The 17283-nt window shown below is 45.9% G+C and carries 20 protein-coding genes and 1 pseudogene; 4 read left to right on the top strand and 17 right to left on the bottom strand.

From position 1 onward, the window contains the following. The first annotated feature begins 1 nt into the window (after window position 1). A complete protein-coding gene (locus IZU26_RS07040) occupies window positions 2-301 on the top strand; it encodes an ATP-binding protein (protein ID WP_433277849.1) in 300 nt (99 codons plus the stop codon). Window positions 302-360: 59 nt separating this feature from the next. Here IZU26_RS07040 and IZU26_RS07035 read toward each other — a convergent pair whose 3' ends face one another. The 7 genes from IZU26_RS07035 to IZU26_RS07005 all read right to left on the bottom strand — a co-directional run bounded on the left by IZU26_RS07035 (window position 361) and on the right by IZU26_RS07005 (window position 5970). Further along, the gene (locus IZU26_RS07035; protein WP_375164333.1) at window positions 361-663 is read right to left on the bottom strand and encodes a type II toxin-antitoxin system YafQ family toxin; all 303 of its coding nucleotides are present in this window, start codon (window positions 661-663) and stop codon (window positions 361-363) included. Then, window positions 630-908, bottom strand: coding sequence for a type II toxin-antitoxin system RelB/DinJ family antitoxin (locus IZU26_RS07030; protein WP_290121765.1), 279 nt, complete (start codon window positions 906-908; stop codon window positions 630-632). Before IZU26_RS07030 ends, IZU26_RS07035 begins: the two co-directional genes overlap by 34 nt. Window positions 909-1015: 107 nt before the next feature. Further along, a complete protein-coding gene (locus tag IZU26_RS07025) occupies window positions 1016-2032 on the bottom strand; it encodes a peptidoglycan DD-metalloendopeptidase family protein (protein ID WP_433277847.1) in 1017 nt (338 codons plus the stop codon). A gap of 156 nt (window positions 2033-2188) precedes the next feature. Beyond that, on the bottom strand, window positions 2189-2800 hold the full coding sequence (locus IZU26_RS07020; protein ID WP_021329422.1) for an SAM-dependent methyltransferase: 612 nt from the start codon (window positions 2798-2800) through the stop codon (window positions 2189-2191). 112 nt (window positions 2801-2912) lie between these two features. After that, entirely contained in the window at window positions 2913-4496 is a 1584-nt protein-coding gene (locus IZU26_RS07015) for an NAD(P)H-hydrate dehydratase (RefSeq protein ID WP_433277845.1), read from the bottom strand. Window positions 4497-4569: 73 nt separating this feature from the next. Further along, window positions 4570-5115: a hypothetical protein gene (locus IZU26_RS07010; RefSeq protein ID WP_021329397.1), complete on the bottom strand. Its 546-nt coding sequence runs from the start codon at window positions 5113-5115 to the stop codon at window positions 4570-4572. 12 nt (window positions 5116-5127) lie between these two features. Continuing rightward, window positions 5128-5970: an undecaprenyl-diphosphate phosphatase gene (locus IZU26_RS07005; RefSeq protein WP_433277843.1), complete on the bottom strand. Its 843-nt coding sequence runs from the start codon at window positions 5968-5970 to the stop codon at window positions 5128-5130. A 143-nt stretch (window positions 5971-6113) separates the two neighbouring features. Here IZU26_RS07005 and IZU26_RS07000 point away from each other — a divergent pair, with 143 nt between their 5' ends. Continuing rightward, window positions 6114-6749: a site-2 protease family protein gene (locus IZU26_RS07000; RefSeq protein ID WP_433277841.1), complete on the top strand. Its 636-nt coding sequence runs from the start codon at window positions 6114-6116 to the stop codon at window positions 6747-6749. Window positions 6750-6826: 77 nt separating this feature from the next. Here the strand turns inward: IZU26_RS07000 and IZU26_RS06995 are convergent, their stop codons facing one another. The 3 genes from IZU26_RS06995 to IZU26_RS06985 form a co-directional block, all read right to left on the bottom strand. After that, window positions 6827-8947, bottom strand: a complete 2121-nt coding sequence (locus IZU26_RS06995) for a TIGR03545 family protein (RefSeq protein WP_433277839.1) — start codon at window positions 8945-8947, stop codon at window positions 6827-6829. A 2-nt stretch (window positions 8948-8949) separates the two neighbouring features. Beyond that, a complete protein-coding gene (locus IZU26_RS06990; protein WP_021329383.1) occupies window positions 8950-9465 on the bottom strand; it encodes a TIGR03546 family protein in 516 nt (171 codons plus the stop codon). A gap of 114 nt (window positions 9466-9579) precedes the next feature. Continuing rightward, window positions 9580-10818 (bottom strand): FprA family A-type flavoprotein, encoded by a 1239-nt coding sequence (locus IZU26_RS06985; RefSeq protein ID WP_433277837.1) that lies wholly within the window; start codon window positions 10816-10818, stop codon window positions 9580-9582. Between the two features lie 223 nt (window positions 10819-11041). On the opposite strand from IZU26_RS06985, the gene IZU26_RS06980 reads away from it, so the two are divergent. After that, the gene (locus IZU26_RS06980) at window positions 11042-11944 is read left to right on the top strand and encodes a 1-acyl-sn-glycerol-3-phosphate acyltransferase (protein WP_433277835.1); all 903 of its coding nucleotides are present in this window, start codon (window positions 11042-11044) and stop codon (window positions 11942-11944) included. Between the two features lie 101 nt (window positions 11945-12045). Here IZU26_RS06980 and IZU26_RS06975 read toward each other — a convergent pair whose 3' ends face one another. Beyond that, the gene (locus IZU26_RS06975) at window positions 12046-12201 is read right to left on the bottom strand and encodes a hypothetical protein (RefSeq protein ID WP_433277833.1); all 156 of its coding nucleotides are present in this window, start codon (window positions 12199-12201) and stop codon (window positions 12046-12048) included. Window positions 12202-12224: 23 nt separating this feature from the next. After that, complete coding sequence (locus tag IZU26_RS06970) at window positions 12225-13508, bottom strand: hypothetical protein (protein ID WP_433277831.1); 1284 nt, start codon at window positions 13506-13508, stop codon at window positions 12225-12227. Window positions 13509-13817: 309 nt separating this feature from the next. On the opposite strand from IZU26_RS06970, the pseudogene IZU26_RS06965 reads away from it, so the two are divergent. Then, a pseudogene (locus tag IZU26_RS06965) lies at window positions 13818-14687 on the top strand (hypothetical protein). A gap of 319 nt (window positions 14688-15006) precedes the next feature. On the opposite strand, the gene IZU26_RS06960 reads toward IZU26_RS06965, so the two are convergent. The 5 genes from IZU26_RS06960 to IZU26_RS06940 all read right to left on the bottom strand — a co-directional run bounded on the left by IZU26_RS06960 (window position 15007) and on the right by IZU26_RS06940 (window position 17232). Beyond that, entirely contained in the window at window positions 15007-15705 is a 699-nt protein-coding gene (locus tag IZU26_RS06960) for a DUF3800 domain-containing protein (protein WP_310822397.1), read from the bottom strand. 454 nt (window positions 15706-16159) lie between these two features. After that, on the bottom strand, window positions 16160-16408 hold the full coding sequence (locus IZU26_RS06955) for a DUF2442 domain-containing protein (RefSeq protein ID WP_310822398.1): 249 nt from the start codon (window positions 16406-16408) through the stop codon (window positions 16160-16162). Between the two features lie 3 nt (window positions 16409-16411). Further along, a complete protein-coding gene (locus IZU26_RS06950) occupies window positions 16412-16681 on the bottom strand; it encodes a DUF4160 domain-containing protein (protein ID WP_433277830.1) in 270 nt (89 codons plus the stop codon). A gap of 16 nt (window positions 16682-16697) precedes the next feature. Then, complete coding sequence (locus IZU26_RS06945) at window positions 16698-17042, bottom strand: hypothetical protein (RefSeq protein ID WP_433277828.1); 345 nt, start codon at window positions 17040-17042, stop codon at window positions 16698-16700. A 61-nt stretch (window positions 17043-17103) separates the two neighbouring features. Further along, window positions 17104-17232 (bottom strand): hypothetical protein, encoded by a 129-nt coding sequence (locus IZU26_RS06940; protein ID WP_433277825.1) that lies wholly within the window; start codon window positions 17230-17232, stop codon window positions 17104-17106. Window positions 17233-17283: the final 51 nt, after the last annotated feature.

Raw genomic sequence — 17283 nt, 5'->3', positions numbered from 1 at the left:
TATGGTCACGAGTAAAAAATTATCCGGCACGGCGGCGCTTATATTTTTTATATATTGCACGATCGCACTTTCTCAAAACGCACGAGACCCCAAAGGTGCGCGCTCGTACCGCAGTATGCGTATGAGAGCCGTCATGCGCCGAAACGAAGCGCACGAAAGAAGCAGCGGAGGCGTGGGATTGGGATTGTCGATCGTCAAAAGCATTATGAGCGCGATCGGCGGAACGGTGCGTGCCGAAAGCGAAGCGGGAAAGGGATGTACGATCGTACTCGCCGTGCCGGAAACGGCAAAAGAAACGTAAACGCGCGACAGAGTCCGCTAAAAATCCAAGCGCGTTTTTGGAGATTCTTTTACTTGATTTTAAAATAATTCACTGTGCGTGCCGACCCGTAAAGCGGTCAAAACTAAAATATCTTCTTCCTTTTTATAAATTAAAACCACATCGGGACGAATATGACAGTCACGGCATCCCTTGTAATTACCAAGCAAGGGGTGATCTTGATATTTTGTTTCGAGCGTTTCTCCGTTCAAAAGTTTATCGATAACGATATCGAGTTCGCGGATAATTTTTTGATCGGTAAGTTTACGATAATCTTTTTTAAATTTCGTCGTATACTCAAACCGATATTTCATTCCGCCAGACTTTTTTTTGCTTCTTGCCACGAAGCAAACGGAACCCTGTATCCGTTTTTTATTTCATCGTGTATGACGTCCGCTTCTTTTATCGCCTGCAATGTTTCGTCGTTGCAGATATCCAAGCGCACGTCAAACGGAAATCCGCCCGCTTGTATGGACTTTCGGAGAAAAACATTGATCGCCGTCGTTAAATTGAGACCGAGAGCATTATACAGAGACTCGCTTTGTTTTTTTATATCGGAGTCCATTTTTATACTGAAAGTAGACGTCATCGACATAAGTCTTATATCTCCCGTACTCGTTTATATATTAACTATACGGCTATTGCACCGCAATTGCAAGGGGCGGTCGAGAAAGTAACCGACTTTTGAGACAGCCCCTATCGCAGCAGGCCGAGCGGATTTACCGTCTTCCCGCCTTTAAAAACCGTAAAGTGCAAGTGCGGTCCCGTGCTCAACCCCGTATTGCCGACACGGCCGATACGCGTGTTCATGTCGACGTTTTGTCCGCGTACGACGGTTACCGCACTCATGTGACCGTAAAGCGTCCGATACCCCGAATGATGAGAGATGATGACATAATTGCCGTAAGTTTCGTTGTAGCCGACGGCCGCGACGCGACCCGGAAGTGCCGCATACACCGACGTACCGTGAGGAGCGGCCATATCGATACCCGAATGAAAGGTACGCGAGCCGGTAAAAGGACTTTTCCGCCATCCGTAATACGACGAAAGCCAATAGCGTCCGTGCAGCGGCCGCCTGAACAAGTCTCCGTTGATTTCCTGTTTTGTAACCCAATCGAGCTCCGCGTCGGGAACGAAAATCGTAACGCCGGAATCCATCGCCGCCGTTTTGGAAAGCGAATTGACAAGCGCACACTTATCCGCACTCACTTCGAATTTCGCTGCAACCGTTTCAGGCGTTTCCCCGTTTTGCTTGACCGTATATAAGATGCCGGGCATCGACGGAATCTTCAAATACTGTCCGACCTGCAAAAGACGCGATTGACGGATGGCGTTTACGCTGATAATCGTATCCTGCGTTACGCCGAACGTATCGGCAATGACGCCGATCATATCGCCCGATTTGACGCGGTAAGTAAAATACGTAAGCTCCTTTGCCGACGCTTCGCTTTCAGGAAGCAACGCGGCAGCGGAAGCGATATCTTCGTCGGAAGCAGAGGAATCGGCAATCGGGAGGACATCTTCGGAAAATTTCGGAACGCCCGGCGTTTCAAGTCCGCCGACGCCGTTTTCGGTACGTATGCCGCCCGCAAGAGCTGCAAGTCCGGCGCACACGGCGGCTCCGAAACAAAATGCCGCAATGCTGCGGAACACGAGCCGCCCGCCCTGCGAGGGGATGAGCGTATACAATACAGCGCGTAACTTTTTTATCATAGCATCCGCCGTTTTTTTCAAACCGTATATGAACATACTGTACCTCAAATTACCGCAAATATCAATCGAGCGTCTGATCCGCCGCCGCACTTCCGGCAGCAAGCCTGCCCCTTGTGCGGAAAGCTTCGCGCTCATTGCAAGTGCCGCGGCAGCTCGTCACTTTTTTCCGATGCCGACAAGGTAAGTTTCAAACGATTCGGAACGGCACGCGGAGGGTTTAAATCCTTTCGCCGATTCGAACATGCCGCGCATCTTTTGCAGCAGCGCCTGTTGGCTGCCGTTTTGAAAAATCTTTACCGCCATATTGCCGCCGGCTTTCAGCATCGACTCGGCATACCACAGTGCCATATCGACCAACTGCTCCGAGCGAGCCGTATCGACGATGCGGTTGCCCGTTGTAAGCGGGGCGGCGTCGCTCACGACGATATCGTAGGGTCCGAGCGATCCTATCTTTTCTCTGACCGCTTTTTCATTCAAATCGCCCTGAATAAAGGTTAAATTATCGCCCTTGACGTTTTTTGCAAGCTCGTTCAAATCGCATGAAACGATATGCCCTTCCCCGTTAAACTTCCGCAGCAAAAACAGCGTCCAGCTGCCCGGTGATGCGCCCAAATCGAGGGCATTGCAGTTTTTCGGATTCGGAATAAAATCGAATTTTTCGTCGATCTCCTGCAGCTTGTATACCGACCGCGCGGGGTAGCCCTCGGAAAACGCTTTTTTCGACCAAAAATCCGGCTCCGCATAAGCCTTCGATTGTTTTGCAGACATATCATATAAATTTCGGCAAAAAGCGGATATTTCATGAGAGACGGTAAGCCGTTCTTACAGCTTTTCGACGTTTGCTTCGCCCTGTCCGTGCCGTGAGCCTTGCGCGCGGCATTCACACCGGCTGCGATTCGTTCATCAGGTTTCCGACGGTATCGATCAATTTCAACGGCGTCAAATTGTACGAGCATGGAAAGCGTTGAGATGCGATGCCGTGTGCGAGGACTGCCGTAAGGGCCGCATCTTGGGCGCCGTATCGCTCGGCGAGCAGCGCGCAGATGAGACCTGCAAGCACGTCGCCGCTTCCGGCTTTTGCGAGGCTTTGATTTCCTTCGACGCTTACAAATACGCCGCGCTCCGACGCGATTACCGTATTCGCGCCTTTGAGCACGAGCACGATATGAGGAAAGCGCGCGGAAAATTTTTTGACGATTTCGATCCTATCGTCCGCAAGCTGTCCGATCGTATAGTCGCCGAGCGCACATAACTTCAAAAGCGATTGAAATTCTTTCGGATGAGGTGTCAGTATAACCCTCGTGCGGCGCTTCGAAAGCACATCGAGCAGTTTTACAATATCGCCGTAATAAAATGCGTCGGCGTCGAGCACGATACCGGCACCTTTGTACGCTTCGATCTGCGTGCATACGTTTTGAAAGGCTTCCGCCCGACCGCGCCCGAATCCGCTTCCGAGTAAAATCGCAGTCGTGTTTTTCGGAAAGGATTGTGCGATCATCAAATCCGGCGGCAATTTAAATCGAGATGTCGCTTTCTCTTCCGTTTCGATGAGCGTCGCAAGCCCCGCACCGAAACCGAGCGCCGCGCTTCCTGCGATAATCGCAGCTCCGGCTTTTTCTCCTGCAGCGATCGCAGCGTGTCCGAAGTTTCCTTTGTGTACAGATTTTTTTGTCCGCACGGGAAGACGCATATCGTCCGCTTCGAGAAGGTATAGGTCGGCTGCGGCATCCTCTTCAAATACGAGAGCGCTTACGCCGATACCGTATTTTTTAATAATTCCGCAAAAGTCCTTCGCCGCGTCTCCGAAATACGCCGCTTTGAGCGCACCCATCGAAACCGTTAAGTCGGCATTGAACGCAAGCGGCCTATGTTTGTATTCGGTCGAAACCGCACCCCGCTTGTCGATGCCGCTCGGTATGTCGCACGCAATGCGGAAACACGAAGCATTATTGATCTTATCGATAAGAGCGGAAACGTCGGGCCTGAGCGTTCCGTGAAAACCGGTACCGTATAGACAGTCGACGACGATCGCAGCCGATGTAAGCAGCTTGAAAAATGCCGGTCGGCTTACCGGTTTTATACCGGCTGCGAGCGCCGCATCCCGCTCCCGTTTGCAGTTTTCCGTTTTAGCGTCACAAGCGGCGTACACCGCGGCGGGAATATCGCCTGCGATCCTGCGGGCAAGCGCATAACCGTCGGCACCGTTGTTGCCGCTTCCGCACACGATAAGCACATCGTTCGAAAATACTGTCCCGCGATGTGCCGCATTTGATGTGCTCGGCCGTTCCGTTCGATAAACCGGCCGTTTTTCGTAAGCCCGTACGGTATTTCGATCATAGAGGGCTTTCCGTACTTCACTTTCAAGCGCGCTTGCCGCGTTTTCTATCATCACGTCTTCGGTGATGCCGAAAACTTTATGCATGCGCTTTTCAAGCTCTTTTACATCGATAAAAACCTTTTGCATATTCGCACTCCCGCAAGCCGGCGGCACCGATTATATTATTAATCAATAATCATTCTGAAAAATCGTCTTGCACTCATTTTTGCTTTTTAAAAATCGTCGGCTCGGAAAAATCGTGACCGTCTTTGTCGGTCGGAATATGCGAACAGCGAAGTGTAAGCGTACCGTTCGTTTCATCAAACGAATATAAAATCCGCCACGTCTTTTCGTCATCGGATTCGCTCTTTGAATACCCCGTATCCGTCCCCGATTTTTCGACGGTAAAAACGATGAGCGCCTGCGTCGCCGAATACGTTCCCTTCCAATATCGGATATCGAGCGCCGCTTTTTGCATAATCGTCATCATCTTATCTTCGTTGATTTCGATCGTCGTCGTTTCGCTCGTCCCCTCGTATACCCACGTACCGTAATATTTCGGAGTAAGCGAATTCTGTATATCTTCTCCGATTCTTTTGCCGGTTTCACCCATCGCTTTGCCGAAGGATTTGAACGCGTCGGCGGATTTTTTACCGAACTCTTTCCATTCCCGTTTTACGGAAGAATCCGAATCGGCTGCGACCGGCAAGCCAATGACAAACAACGGCACGATGACCGCAATTTTAATAATTTTAGATAAACGCATAATTGCCTCCGCTTATTTAAAAAATAACAATCCCGCTATGCCGAGCGGAATCAGATAGCACGCAAACCATCCGAGTTTTCCTTTTTTAATAATTTTCATGAGAATCGACAGGGACGCATAGCCGACGACGAAAGAGGCTGCGCAGCCGACTACAATCGGCAATACCCCGATCGATTCCGACATTGTATCGAAGTCTTTAAGCTCGAGGATAAAAGCACCGAGGATCGCCGGAATCGAAACGATAAACGAAAACTCACCCGCATCCGCACGACCGACGCCGGAAAGCAATCCGCCTGCGATCGTAGAGCCGCTCCTTGAAATGCCGGGCAGCGTTCCGATACCTTGAGCCGCTCCGACGACAAGCGCCTGTTTCCACGAAACGCCGGTTGATTCTTTTACGCCCTCTTTCTTTTTGCTCGCATATTGAGAAAAAAGCAAAATGAGCGCAGTAACTATAAAGAGCACGCACACGAATCGTATCGAAAGCGACGGCAGCATTTTTTCCGCAGCGATGCCGATAACACCCGTCACAAGCGTTGCAACGATGACGGCGGTAACCGTTTTGCGGGAAGCTTCATCGTTTTTCGTCAAACCGCTTTCGCCTGAAATGCCGGGAACGACGGGACGCCGCGCGATCATCCTACCGAGCGCGCAAAAAAGTTTCAAAATGCTGTGTCTGAAATAAAGCACAACGGCAGCGAGTGTTGCAAGATGCAAAAATACATCGAATAAAAGCGGCACATCACCGAGCGAAAACAGATGCTGCGCGACGGCAAGATGACCGGATGAGGAAACCGGTAAAAATTCCGTTACGCCCTGAAGCGCACCGAGTAAAAAGCTTTGTAAAATCGTCATAAATCCATCATAACAAAAGAGAGGAAAGATGTCATGAGCGATATCGACGATACACGGTGACGACACGGAAAAGGCGCGTGTTTTCGTCTCGCCGTACATCGCGTGCATTGTCACCGCTGTAAAAATGCAATACAATGCTTCGTATGCATTTTGACATCATCGATACCCTGTATTCCCTGCCCGGAATCGTCATCGGGCTTACACTGCACGAATACTGCCACGCACTCGCCGCGTACAAGCTCGGAGACGGAACGGCAAAAGCGGACGGAAGGCTCACCTTCGATCCGATCAAACACATCGACCCGATCGGTTTTTTGTTTATCGTCATCGCGGGTTTCGGCTGGGCAAAACCCGTTTCGTTCGACCCGCGGAATTTGGCACATCCGAGACGGGACAGAGTCATCATCGCGCTTGCGGGCCCGCTGTCGAATCTTGCGCTCGGTATCGTTTCTCTTTTTATTGTAAAATTGTTCAGCCTTGCGGGCATTCACATTTCGTCTTTGCCGCTGTTTGCCGTGTACAAAACCGTTTTTTACATGCTCCTCTATACGGCGACGATCAATCTCGGATTATTTATTTTCAATATTTTACCCATCCCGCCGCTCGACGGCAGTCACGTATTTTTTTCGGGGATGAACTTCAGCAAAGAAAAAGAAGCGCGCTTTATGCAATGGGGCACTTTCGCTTTGTTCGCCCTCATCGCAGCCGAGCGGGCGACAGGCATCGACTTTATTCCTATCGGCGCCTTTGTCAATAAAGTCGTATCGTTGGTGTTGTAAAATGTTTTCGTGCGTACGCTTTTCCGCCCCGATGCGATACTGCGTATAGTATCGCATCGGGGCGGCGTATGATTGTCCTACCTTCCGAACAATCCTTTGAGTGCGCCGGCGGCTTTTTGTACGGCGTCGCTTCCGGTTTGGCCGGCAAGCTGTTTGAGTATGTCCCGCTGCGCTTTTTCGAGCGCTGCGTTCATATCGCCGAAGTTCGCTTCCTGCAGTTTGATGCCGTTTTGAATATCCGTAAGCTTTGCGATTTCAGCTGAGACGCCGCCCGTCTTTTCGGCAAGCAGTTCGTTTACTTTTTCGCGCGCGGAAGCGGTGAGCGACGTCAATTCCGAGGCGAGCATGCTTTGGAAAATTTCGGCAAATCGTTCGGCCGCGTCCGTGTCGATCGACAGCACAATGCCCGATTCGAGCGCGTAGCCTGCGGTAAAGCCGACTTTGAGCGCGGTAAACCGTTCCGTCGCTTTGCGGTAGATTTCGTATACGGGAGCGGGTTCGAAAGACGGAGTCGCGATTTTCATACCGCTCATATCGAGTGCACCCTGTACGCGAAAGCTTCCGTCGTCATCGCCGAGTACGGTGCACGAAAGGGCGGACGAGTGCGCGGCAAGCGAATACGCGTCGTCGATTTTCAGCGAAAGCGGAAAACCCGATCCGCTGTACTTTGCGGACAAAAGCGGATTATCCGTTTTGCGTCTCCCGTCGATAACGGCGCTTATCGCGTTGTCGATTCCTTTAACGGCGAAAGCGGCGGAAAGCTCTGCGGGCTTTCCGCGCTTGTCGGGATCGCTTGAAACTTCTTTTGCCGACACGCTCCAGTTTGCACCCGAACCGTACGCGTTTTCGATTAAAAACTTCGGAACGGTATCGTTTTTATAATAGATATCCGTGCCCTTCATGCGTCGTGAAACTTTTTTCGCTTTCTTTTTTGCAGGCTTCGGAGCAGCTTTGCTTTTAAATTGAAGTGCCGTATCGATCCCTTTTTGCACGTAGGGATAATACGTGCCGAACAAATTGTACATAAACGCCGTGAGTACTTTGTTGAAGACGCCGCCGATGCCGTCGTTTTTGAGCGTTTTGAATTTGGCAATCTCTTTGTCGATGAGCGCTTTGTCGGACGCGATCGCAGCCACGATTTCTTTCGAAAGCCGCTCGGCCGTTTCGGTATCGCTTTTAAAGTCTGCGGCAATTTTTTCAGTCTGCGTTTTTATGTTTTTTCCCTGCACGACGGCAGCGTTGACCGCGTCGAGCGCTTCTTTTAATTTTACGGGATCTTTTACGCCCGCCCAATCGGTTTTGATAAGAGTATCGACGGAACTTGAAAATTCGCGAATCGATTTTTCCATCGACTGAGGCGTATCTTTCCACTTTGCGACCGTCTCTTCGATCGCAGCCTTTGTGCTTTCCGCCATCGCCGGAGATTTCAAATTGCTTTCGACATTTTTAATAATCGTTTGAGGATTGTATTCGGCAAAGGTGTCGGAAAGCGTTTTTTGCACGTCGGCAAGGAGCGCCTTTTGCATGTCGGCGATGCGGCTTTCGTTTTGTTTTTCTTCGCGCTTTTGTTTTATCGGAATATAGCCGGACGTTTTCCGTTCGGTACCGATGAGCACGTCCGCGACGGTGATGTTTTCCGCGTCGAATTTGCCGCGCAGCAGTTCGGTCAAATTGAAATCGAACGTGATTTCCCCGACTTGAAAGATGTTTTTCATCACATCGTTTTTGTTTGCCTGCTGCAAATCTTTTATCGTAAGCTTTGCGCCGAATATTTGAAAATCGAGGTAGCCGATGTCGGTTTTTGCTTGGAAAGCGCTTTGCATTCCCGCGACGATCGCGCGCTTTACGATGATGTTTTTAAACATACCGACAACGACGCAAACGGCGACTATGGCGCCGACGAGGGCCGCAAGCGGGATAAGCTTGATGCCGAATTTCTGCTGCCGTATTTCTTTTGCGATAGTTTTAAGGCGGATAAAATCCGCTTTGACGATTTCCGAATTTTTCGGGATGCGCACGCTGTCCGTTTTATCCGCATCGGCGGTAAAATAATTATTAATAAATTCTTTATCCGCCGCCACGTATATTTTTTTCAGTATTTTCTTTTCGAATTGTTTTCGCGTATAAGATTTTTTTAACAATCCGGGGAGTTTTTTTGCGGGAACGGTTTTTTGCGTTTTAGCGACTGTTGTTTTCATACTTACACAAGCTCCGACGCCTTTGCGGCTATTTTTGAAATAATCGGCAGCGCACCGATCGCTTTTCCGATTTTGCTGTTTTTGACGGCGCCTGCGATGACCGTGCGCCACTGTTTAATCAGCAGGATTGCAAGAATAAAAAGCGGCACATAGCAGACTATGCCGCAGACGAGAGAACCGCACACGATCGTATTGTTGAATCTCGTAAAACCGACGAACGGAACGTCAAGCAGGTATGAAAAAATCGGTTCGAGCGGAGCAAGCGTAAGAACTGCGTAGCCGGTTTTATGGAAAAGCGGGTCGAGCAAAGGAGCAGCGAGAGAGCCGAGCGCCATTGCGATAAGGTACGCGCCCTTGTTGATCCGCATAAATAAAAACAGTACGACAAGCAAATACCACAGCAAATTGTCTTTCGGCATAAATCCGAGTATGAGCCCGAGGCAAAGTGCGTTTGCGATTTCCGACGGCTTCGAATTCGAATTGAGCGCGCGGAATAATTTGACGATGTATCCGATCATCGGATTCCTCCAAATGCAATAAATTGAATATTTTATTAGAGCAAATGTCGAATTTTATTAAACCCCGACGAGCTGCCGAAAAAGCGACCGGCTTTTAAGACAACCCCTATGCCGCTAATTATTTAAAACAGCCGCGGCAAGTTCCGCGCCTTTTTTTTCGAGCGCTTGTAAATCCGCTCCTGTCGGAACTCCCTGCCATTCGTACTGTTCGAACTGTTCCCACTTGAGCGGCGCCGAAATTTCGTCGTACTCCTTTTTTGCGCCTCCCGACCAGCCCCAGCTTCCGATGCGCAGCGCTTTTTTTCCGGTGATGTGCTTGCGGTTGAAAAGATCGAGAATGTGCACCATAGCGGGAAAGAGTTTGTATTCGTATGTCGGAGCGGCTATGACGATGCCGCGGGAACGGAGCGCGGCTGCGAGCACGTGCGAATCGTCGGTTCCGGGAACCTGCAAAAAATCGATTTTGATCGACGCATCGGCCGCCTTGATGCCGCGCATAACTGCTTCCGCGCCTTTTTTCGTATTGCCGTACATGGACGAGCAGATGACGCAGATTTCTTTTTCACCCGTTCCCGTCGTGTTGTAAGAGGCAAAGCGTTCGTAGTCGGCGATGATCCGTTCGGGATGCGCTCTCCGGATGATGCCGTGGCTCGGCGCAATCGTTTTGATTGCAAGGTTTTCGGCGCGGAGCTTTTCGACCGCTTTTTTGACAAAGGGGCTGAAGCTTGCGATAACCGTCGCATAGTAGCGAAGGCTTTCTTCTTCGAACGATGCGAGCTCGCTTTCGGAAAATTCGTCGTCGAATACACGTTCGCCTGTCGTGCCGTAGCCGCCGAAAGCGTCGCAGCTGAAGAGCGTTCCCGACTCCGCATCGAACGTGCACATCGTTTCAGGCCAATGCACGTTCGGGATTTCGTAAAACGCGAGCGTCCTGCAGCCGAGGTCGAGCACGTCGCCCGATTTTACTTCGCGGATCTTAAGAGAGGGACACCCGTCGGCCGCTTTGATAAAATTTTTTACGAGAGCGCATCCCTTTGCAGTCGCGACGATTTCGACGTCGGGATTTTGCTTTACGAACTCGGGTAAAAATCCCGTGTGATCCGGCTCAAGGTGATTGAGGACGAGGTAGTCGATTTTTTTGCCGCCGTCGATTTCGCCGAGCTGTTTTTCCAAGAGTTCAACGGCTTCGCTCCAGTCGGCGGTGAGATCGATAAGCGCGGTTTTTTCTCCGCGCACAAAATACGAATTGATGGTCACGCCGTTCGGGATCGGCCAATAGCCTTCGAATAACGGCTGATGACGGATATCCGAATGGATGACGGAAATATACGGTACAATTGAAACAATACCCATGCCGCTATTTTAGCAATGAAACGTCATGTAGGCAATAAGAGTATTTTCTCGTACGATGAGCAGCGTTTGAACGATTATCTTCCGTCATTCATCCGTTTCGACAGTATGACAAAAAGAGTTCAAAGTGTCGTAATTCATTTTAGCGTTGACACATCGCGCTTTCAACTTTACTATAACGGTAGTATCGGCTTATCGTGCCGAAGTTCAGTATCAGGAGACTTTCATGGGAGTGCCCCTCGCAGAAAAATGTAAAAAATATTTTGCCGAACTTACGGAAGCATCGCGCGCAGCTGCAAAGATCGATGAAGAAAACGTATATCAGGAAGCAAATCCTCTGACGAGGAAAATGATGGATGAACTCTTGTCGGAAATCATGCTGCCGGGTTCGGGAATTGTCAATATCGAAAATTTCAAAGCTTTTTACCGCGCGATAACCGAAGAGGGCAAAAGCGGTCTCATTTTGATGGAACACTATACGAACCTCGATTTACCGGAAATCTGCTATCTGCTCGACCGTGAGGGAGAAATATGGGCAAAGGATTTGTCGAAACGGATCGTCGCTGTCGCCGGCATGAAGCTCAACGAAGAAAGCCCGATCGTGCGCGCGTGGGCGGAAGGCTTTACGCGAGTGGTCATCTATCCGACGCGCAGTCTCGACAAAGTCGCAGCGAACGCGCAGTCGGAAGCGAAAATCGAAGAAGAAAAAAAGCGCGCGCGCAAAATCAATTTGGCGGCGATGCACGCTATGGACGATTGCAAAAAAAGAGGACAGGCGATTCTCGTATTTCCAAGCGGCACGCGCTACAGGCCGGGCAAACCCGAAACGAAACGCGGGCTGCGCGAAATCGACAGCTATCTGCGCCTCTTCGACGTCATGTTGCTCGTGTCGATCAACGGCAACTGCCTCCGCATCAATCCGGAAGTCCCCGACAATATGATGATGGATCTCATCGAAAACGATAAAATTACGCTGTCGGCGTCTCCTGTCATCGATTGCAAACAGTTTCGGCGCAACGTGCTCGCGAGTTTGCCGGAAACCGAAGAAGACGCAAAGCAAAAGATCGTCGACCGCGTCATGGCGATTTTGGAAGAGCAGCACGAAGCGGTAGAAGCAGGGCGGAAATAACGCTGCATTGCGCGCGGGCGTCCGCAGAGCGCGAGGGGCGCGGATGTGCGGAAGGTGCGTGCAGGCAGGGGAAAGGGAACGGGCGCGAGACTTTTGATATATTAATTAAACTTAAAAGAATAATTCGGAAATTCCATCTTAGTAAAATCTTTCGGCGGAAAATACAGCTTTACATTTATATACACGGGAGTTTCATCCATACCGTATTTTTTTATAAAAAATACTCCGTTAACGCCGTATCGTGCTGCGGCGTTCATATTCTCCTTCCGAAATCTCGTCATTATTGAATCGGATGTTGAGTAAACTTTGCATATTCTGCAAATATAACCGATTTTCCCGTTTTAATGACTTCATTGATAACTTTATTGATTAAATTATAGCCTTCTATATTTGTACCTATCAACCCGGTTTTTAACAGTGATATAAATAGAGAATTATTAAAATACGAAGGTACATTTTCATAACAAACTTTCACTCCTCCTCTTTCACCTCTCAGTTGACCTTTTGTAATTAATTCGTTGAAATATGATAAAGGCAAGTACATCCCGTCAACAAGGTCTCGATTTTGAATAGGTTGAATATCTTTGCAAAACTTAAAATAAAATGCGTCATTATTAAATCGATAACCTGTACTTATTTGTTTGGCTAAAAATGATTGAATTTCATTAATTGTTTCCATTTCCTTTAGAAAGTTCACATCCGACGAAGGGTAATAGCATTTTGTATTTGCCCCAATGAGCCGTTTATACTGAACTAATAGTATTACTTTATTATTTTCATCAACATAAATCAGGTCTACCCCGAGCGTTTTTTCTAACGGCATTCTGTTTGCATATAGAATTGTAATTCTATTCTTTCCATCACTTAAGGAAGTAGAAATCATATTTTTGGAATCAATGTCCATTCCTTGAATAATTTCCGAATCATGTATAATCATCAAATCTTCCCGAGCTATGATTCGATCAAGATTGGCTATTAAATTGTTCGAGCCGTTATTTTTATATTTATCTACTTCAGTTTGCTTTAAATATGAGTCAAAACCGGCTATTTTCATTGCTAAAGTAAATGCATCCACTTCGAATCCTGCATTTTCTCTATATCTCTCGGATTCTTTTATACAGGGATACGATCTATCAAACAGTTTTTCCAATACAGCAAAGTTTTCTTTATCATTGTCACGTAAATAGAGAATGAAATCATTCCATACTCTCAGATCAATTTTTGCTATATGAGCTGTTGTTTTAATGCTCTGCCAATAATTTGCAATTTTACTTGTTCCTTTTTTTATAATATCTTCAATATTGATCGGTTTTTGTGCTTTTACTACAGGTGAAAGTTTAAAACGTCTTTTTTTTGCAGCAACTTTTCCTGCCTTCATTCCAATTCCGAAATGTGTAATAAAACCCGCTTCCGTTGATATGAGCACACAAATATCGCGGGCTAACGCTATCTCAAGTTCATCATATATATCTGTATGATAAGAAAAACGATCAATGTTATTTAAAAATATTTCAGCGTGTTTATCATCAGAATAATTTATATAAATAATTGATGTCGATACCATCATATTATACCGTTTTGTGCTGAAGGCGTATGTTTGATATTTCTTCGCTTTCTCATCATTTATATAATAAATTCATAAAATTTTCCAGATCTTATCGGTGCAAGAAGATGGCAGGCTTGACCCGCCGTATAAAAGCACTATGTTATCTAATTTTTTTTATCGTTAATAAATAATAACAGAGATTTCTGAAACCGCGTGCTGATTATTCATTCTTCAGGTATTTTCTTTTGGGGACACTGCGACAACAAACAGATATCTTCCAAAATCCTATCATCTATGCTACACTGCAGTACGCAAGGGAGAACAGCTATGAGTACGGCAAACAGAAAATATAAAGACTCGGTATTTGTTGACTTTCAGTGAAGATGAAAAGGCAAAAGAGAATTTTTTGTCGCTGTATAATGCCTTGCATAATACCAATTTACAGCTTTCATGCCCGGTAGAAAACATAAAGCTTGATAATGTCATGTATATGAACATCATCAACGATGTTTCCTGCCTTGTCGACAATAAGATTATCGTACTTGCTGAACATCAGTCTACTATAAACGAGAATATGCCTCTACGCTTTTTGCAGTACATCGCAAGACTGTATGAAAAACTGCAAAAACCAACCGACAGGTATTTAAGGGCACTATCAAAAATACCGACACCTGAGTTCTATGTCTTTTACAATGGATTAAACGACTACCCTGAAACTACAGTGTGAAAACTATCCGATGCTTTTATTGTAAAACCTGAACAAGTGCCGCTGGAGCTTGAGGTAAAAGAAAATCGCGAGAGGTACGATAAAAAGCATCGACTGAAATAGTGCCTCCGCTTTTTATCTCGAGTTTGCGTCGCAAACTCGACTATAGTACGGGTGCGCTCGTGCGCACAGAAAAAACTTTTTCGGAAGTTGATACTTCCTGCAAAAGTTTTTTGAGAGGGATCAATATGTTGGTGGCAGAATATGACTATGATACGGATATTGCGGTACAAAGAGAAGAAGCAGGCAAAATAGCCTTTGCCAAAGGAATATCTCAAGGCAAATCCCTCGGTCTGGCAGAAGGCGAAGTCCGCGATTCCCATCAAAAAGCTCTCGAAACAGCGCGCATATTAAAGCAATTAGGCGATTCTGTACAAAAGATTATGCAAGCCACCGGCTTAACCGTACAGGAAGTGGAAGCGCTGAACTAACGAATAATGGGGAATTAAAAATTTTACCTTACATTCGCAACCGCAAAGCTACAGAGACTTTCCCTCTATACAATAAAACAATTGCTCGTTATCCGATACCTTTTTTATCGTATATGAACGGGAAACCACCGGAGACGGCTCTTACCGGAAAGCACTTGAAACGGCAAAGATTATGCTCGAGCGAAACTATCCACCGGCAGAAATTTGTCTGATGACGGGACTTTCCAAATCTGAAATCGAAAAGCTATAATCCAATCGGTCGATGATAAAACTTACCGCTGACCTTTTCCGCACTGCCGGATACCGTTGCTTGTGAAAATTATATGCTATTTTTTTCCAAAAGATATAATCCATGTTGTAGATTTTTTTCTTTATCAAAGCAATCCTTAATTATTGAGTAATATGTATCATCATTATATTCAAAATTTCTGAATAATGAAAATGCTATTAAATCAGCAATTTGTATAGAGCGAGACATTTCCGAATCTAAAAACAATGGAACTTCTGAAAAATTGTTTAACTTTTCTTTCCATTGATTTCCCATCGTTTGATAAATCTTTGACCAGTTCTGATATTGATTTTCCATTTTTGATTTATCAAAAACGGCTAAACCACGTGCTGATTCTTCATTCTTTAGGTATTTTCTTTTTAAGAATTTATCAAATCGGCTTGTGATTTGTGTAAACAGATTCTCAGGTACATTTTCTGTTGAGTTATCAATTACTGCACCAAAAAGAATAAACTGACGAGGATAGTTATTTTTTACGTAATCAAGGCATTCCCTTAAAATGGATTCTCTATTTTCTTTTGGAAAACTTCTCCATATACCTCTTCCGCTTCTTATAGGACTTGCATGTAATTCTAAATCTGCCCTGCCTATATATTTTAGCATAATATCATCTACAGCTTTTTGAATCCAATATGTTTGATTTTCAAAAGTTGCAAAGCCAGCTAGAACACTATACTTTACATTTGGGTCTGAAGTTACTCCTGAATCATCAACGTATAGTAAATACATGAAAATCCTCCAGACAAAAAAAGAGAGCCAAGCGAGAAAACTCGACGCACCGCTTAAAGGCAGCACTCTTGACCCTACTTCAAAATATACACATATTTCATACTAAAGTCAATATTTCATATTTCGTTTTAATTTTCCCCCTGTGGCAGTTCCATCCAATACTTCATACCGATCCCCTCACCAAACCCGCTGCCTTTTCCGCAGTTACTCCCCATCACATAAAAAAATTCCCCGCCGCAACCCCCGACGAGAGATAACCCGCTAAATTGTGTATTAATGGAATTACCTTTAACAAAGTGAAAGTCTTTTTCATTTCCTGATAAGATTGAACATCAAGCAATACTGCACGAGATTCTCCGTTTTGTGTTATAATAGCACGGAAATCCAATATTGTTTTAAACCGCAAACCGGCTCGACTGGTTTTTCGGCTTTGAAAATGCCGTTTTAGAAATGACTATATAATTTTCCCATACTCGTAAATAGAATCACTTGCTAAATCAATTCTATCATTCCAATATACACAAGTACGGCTTTCATCAAGCGCGAATTGTTTCCATAAACCTTTTATTGATATTAAGTCCTTAAAGTCAGGAATCTGATTTATATCTTCATTAACATCGTAAAGGACACGCCTTCCATCATCAAAGAGAACTTCTAATTTATAGTCATTTCTATCAATAATTGATTTAATTCTTGGAATCATATTCTACTCCAATGGAGCTAATTTCACGATAGTTTGAGTATCCCACATTTTTTGAAGTTCTTTATCATGTATGCTTAACCATTCTTTAACTAAGTTTTGAGCTTTTGATGGTAAATCACCGTTTGGCATTTCATGTGTTCTCAAATCAAAAACACCGACACATTCACCATACAAGGCATGAATATGAGAAGGTTCATGTTCCTTCGGTCGGTTTGAAGAACATCTTTTGACAATCTCATAAAATCGTGAAATCTCCGGTAAAGCAACATCCAATCGGTGGCATATCTTCTTATGATATCCACCGATACTTCCTAATCATATCTTCTTCTTTTGTTTCAAATTTTCTTTTATCCTTATGCACTACTTTTTTTAATAACCATCCACCATCTTTTCCGGCTTCATCAACAGGATCAGCTTTTTTTAAATTATTATGCTTTTCCCATAATTTAATCATAGGTGTATCATTCCAGTAATAATTATCACCTCCCATTAAATCACGTAGAGAGAACCATTCATTTTTTCTATTTTTACACCAACAATACACGGCACCTTGCAGAAAGTTCATAATATCTCTTTCTTCATCGGCAGAGATTCCTGAAACCGCTCGTAATTCATTATTACCGCTTACTATCATCTTTTCCTCCTAGCGGGACAATACAACCGTCCGTCATAATATTCCCACCTGTATTATCCCCTTACTCTTTCACTTTTGCAAACCCTTTTATCCGAACGACTCGGAACACCGCACCTTTCATATAAAAACAGCCGGCAAGCATCCGCTTACCGGCCGTTGCTTCTTTTACTTCGTCAACACTGCCATTCATAATCAAAGCGGGCTGCCCCGTATTTCGGAGCAGCCCGCTTTTTATTTTCTG

This window comes from Treponema sp. SP13 (assembly GCF_050938355.1).
Classification (GTDB): Bacteria; Spirochaetota; Spirochaetia; order Treponematales; family Treponemataceae; genus Treponema_D; species Treponema_D socranskii.
Note: the sequence above shows the minus strand (reverse complement) of the source record. Positions and strands in the feature narration are given on the sequence as shown.

What these genes read in the sequence shown, in the direction of transcription:
- IZU26_RS07040 (WP_433277849.1), top strand. Translation starts at nt 2, where the DNA reads ATGGTCACGAGTAAAAAATTATCCGGCACGGCGGCGCTTATATTTTTT.
- IZU26_RS07030 (WP_290121765.1), bottom strand. Translation starts at nt 908, where the DNA reads ATGACGTCTACTTTCAGTATAAAAATGGACTCCGATATAAAAAAACAA.
- IZU26_RS07025 (WP_433277847.1), bottom strand. Translation starts at nt 2,032, where the DNA reads ATGATAAAAAAGTTACGCGCTGTATTGTATACGCTCATCCCCTCGCAG.
- IZU26_RS07020 (WP_021329422.1), bottom strand. Translation starts at nt 2,800, where the DNA reads ATGTCTGCAAAACAATCGAAGGCTTATGCGGAGCCGGATTTTTGGTCG.
- IZU26_RS07015 (WP_433277845.1), bottom strand. Translation starts at nt 4,496, where the DNA reads ATGCAAAAGGTTTTTATCGATGTAAAAGAGCTTGAAAAGCGCATGCAT.
- IZU26_RS07010 (WP_021329397.1), bottom strand. Translation starts at nt 5,115, where the DNA reads ATGCGTTTATCTAAAATTATTAAAATTGCGGTCATCGTGCCGTTGTTT.
- IZU26_RS07005 (WP_433277843.1), bottom strand. Translation starts at nt 5,970, where the DNA reads ATGACGATTTTACAAAGCTTTTTACTCGGTGCGCTTCAGGGCGTAACG.
- IZU26_RS07000 (WP_433277841.1), top strand. Translation starts at nt 6,114, where the DNA reads ATGCATTTTGACATCATCGATACCCTGTATTCCCTGCCCGGAATCGTC.
- IZU26_RS06995 (WP_433277839.1), bottom strand. Translation starts at nt 8,947, where the DNA reads ATGAAAACAACAGTCGCTAAAACGCAAAAAACCGTTCCCGCAAAAAAA.
- IZU26_RS06990 (WP_021329383.1), bottom strand. Translation starts at nt 9,465, where the DNA reads ATGATCGGATACATCGTCAAATTATTCCGCGCGCTCAATTCGAATTCG.
- IZU26_RS06985 (WP_433277837.1), bottom strand. Translation starts at nt 10,818, where the DNA reads ATGGGTATTGTTTCAATTGTACCGTATATTTCCGTCATCCATTCGGAT.
- IZU26_RS06980 (WP_433277835.1), top strand. Translation starts at nt 11,042, where the DNA reads ATGGGAGTGCCCCTCGCAGAAAAATGTAAAAAATATTTTGCCGAACTT.
- IZU26_RS06975 (WP_433277833.1), bottom strand. Translation starts at nt 12,201, where the DNA reads ATGAACGCCGCAGCACGATACGGCGTTAACGGAGTATTTTTTATAAAA.
- IZU26_RS06970 (WP_433277831.1), bottom strand. Translation starts at nt 13,508, where the DNA reads ATGGTATCGACATCAATTATTTATATAAATTATTCTGATGATAAACAC.
- IZU26_RS06960 (WP_310822397.1), bottom strand. Translation starts at nt 15,705, where the DNA reads ATGTATTTACTATACGTTGATGATTCAGGAGTAACTTCAGACCCAAAT.
- IZU26_RS06955 (WP_310822398.1), bottom strand. Translation starts at nt 16,408, where the DNA reads ATGATTCCAAGAATTAAATCAATTATTGATAGAAATGACTATAAATTA.
- IZU26_RS06945 (WP_433277828.1), bottom strand. Translation starts at nt 17,042, where the DNA reads ATGATAGTAAGCGGTAATAATGAATTACGAGCGGTTTCAGGAATCTCT.
- IZU26_RS06940 (WP_433277825.1), bottom strand. Translation starts at nt 17,232, where the DNA reads ATGAATGGCAGTGTTGACGAAGTAAAAGAAGCAACGGCCGGTAAGCGG.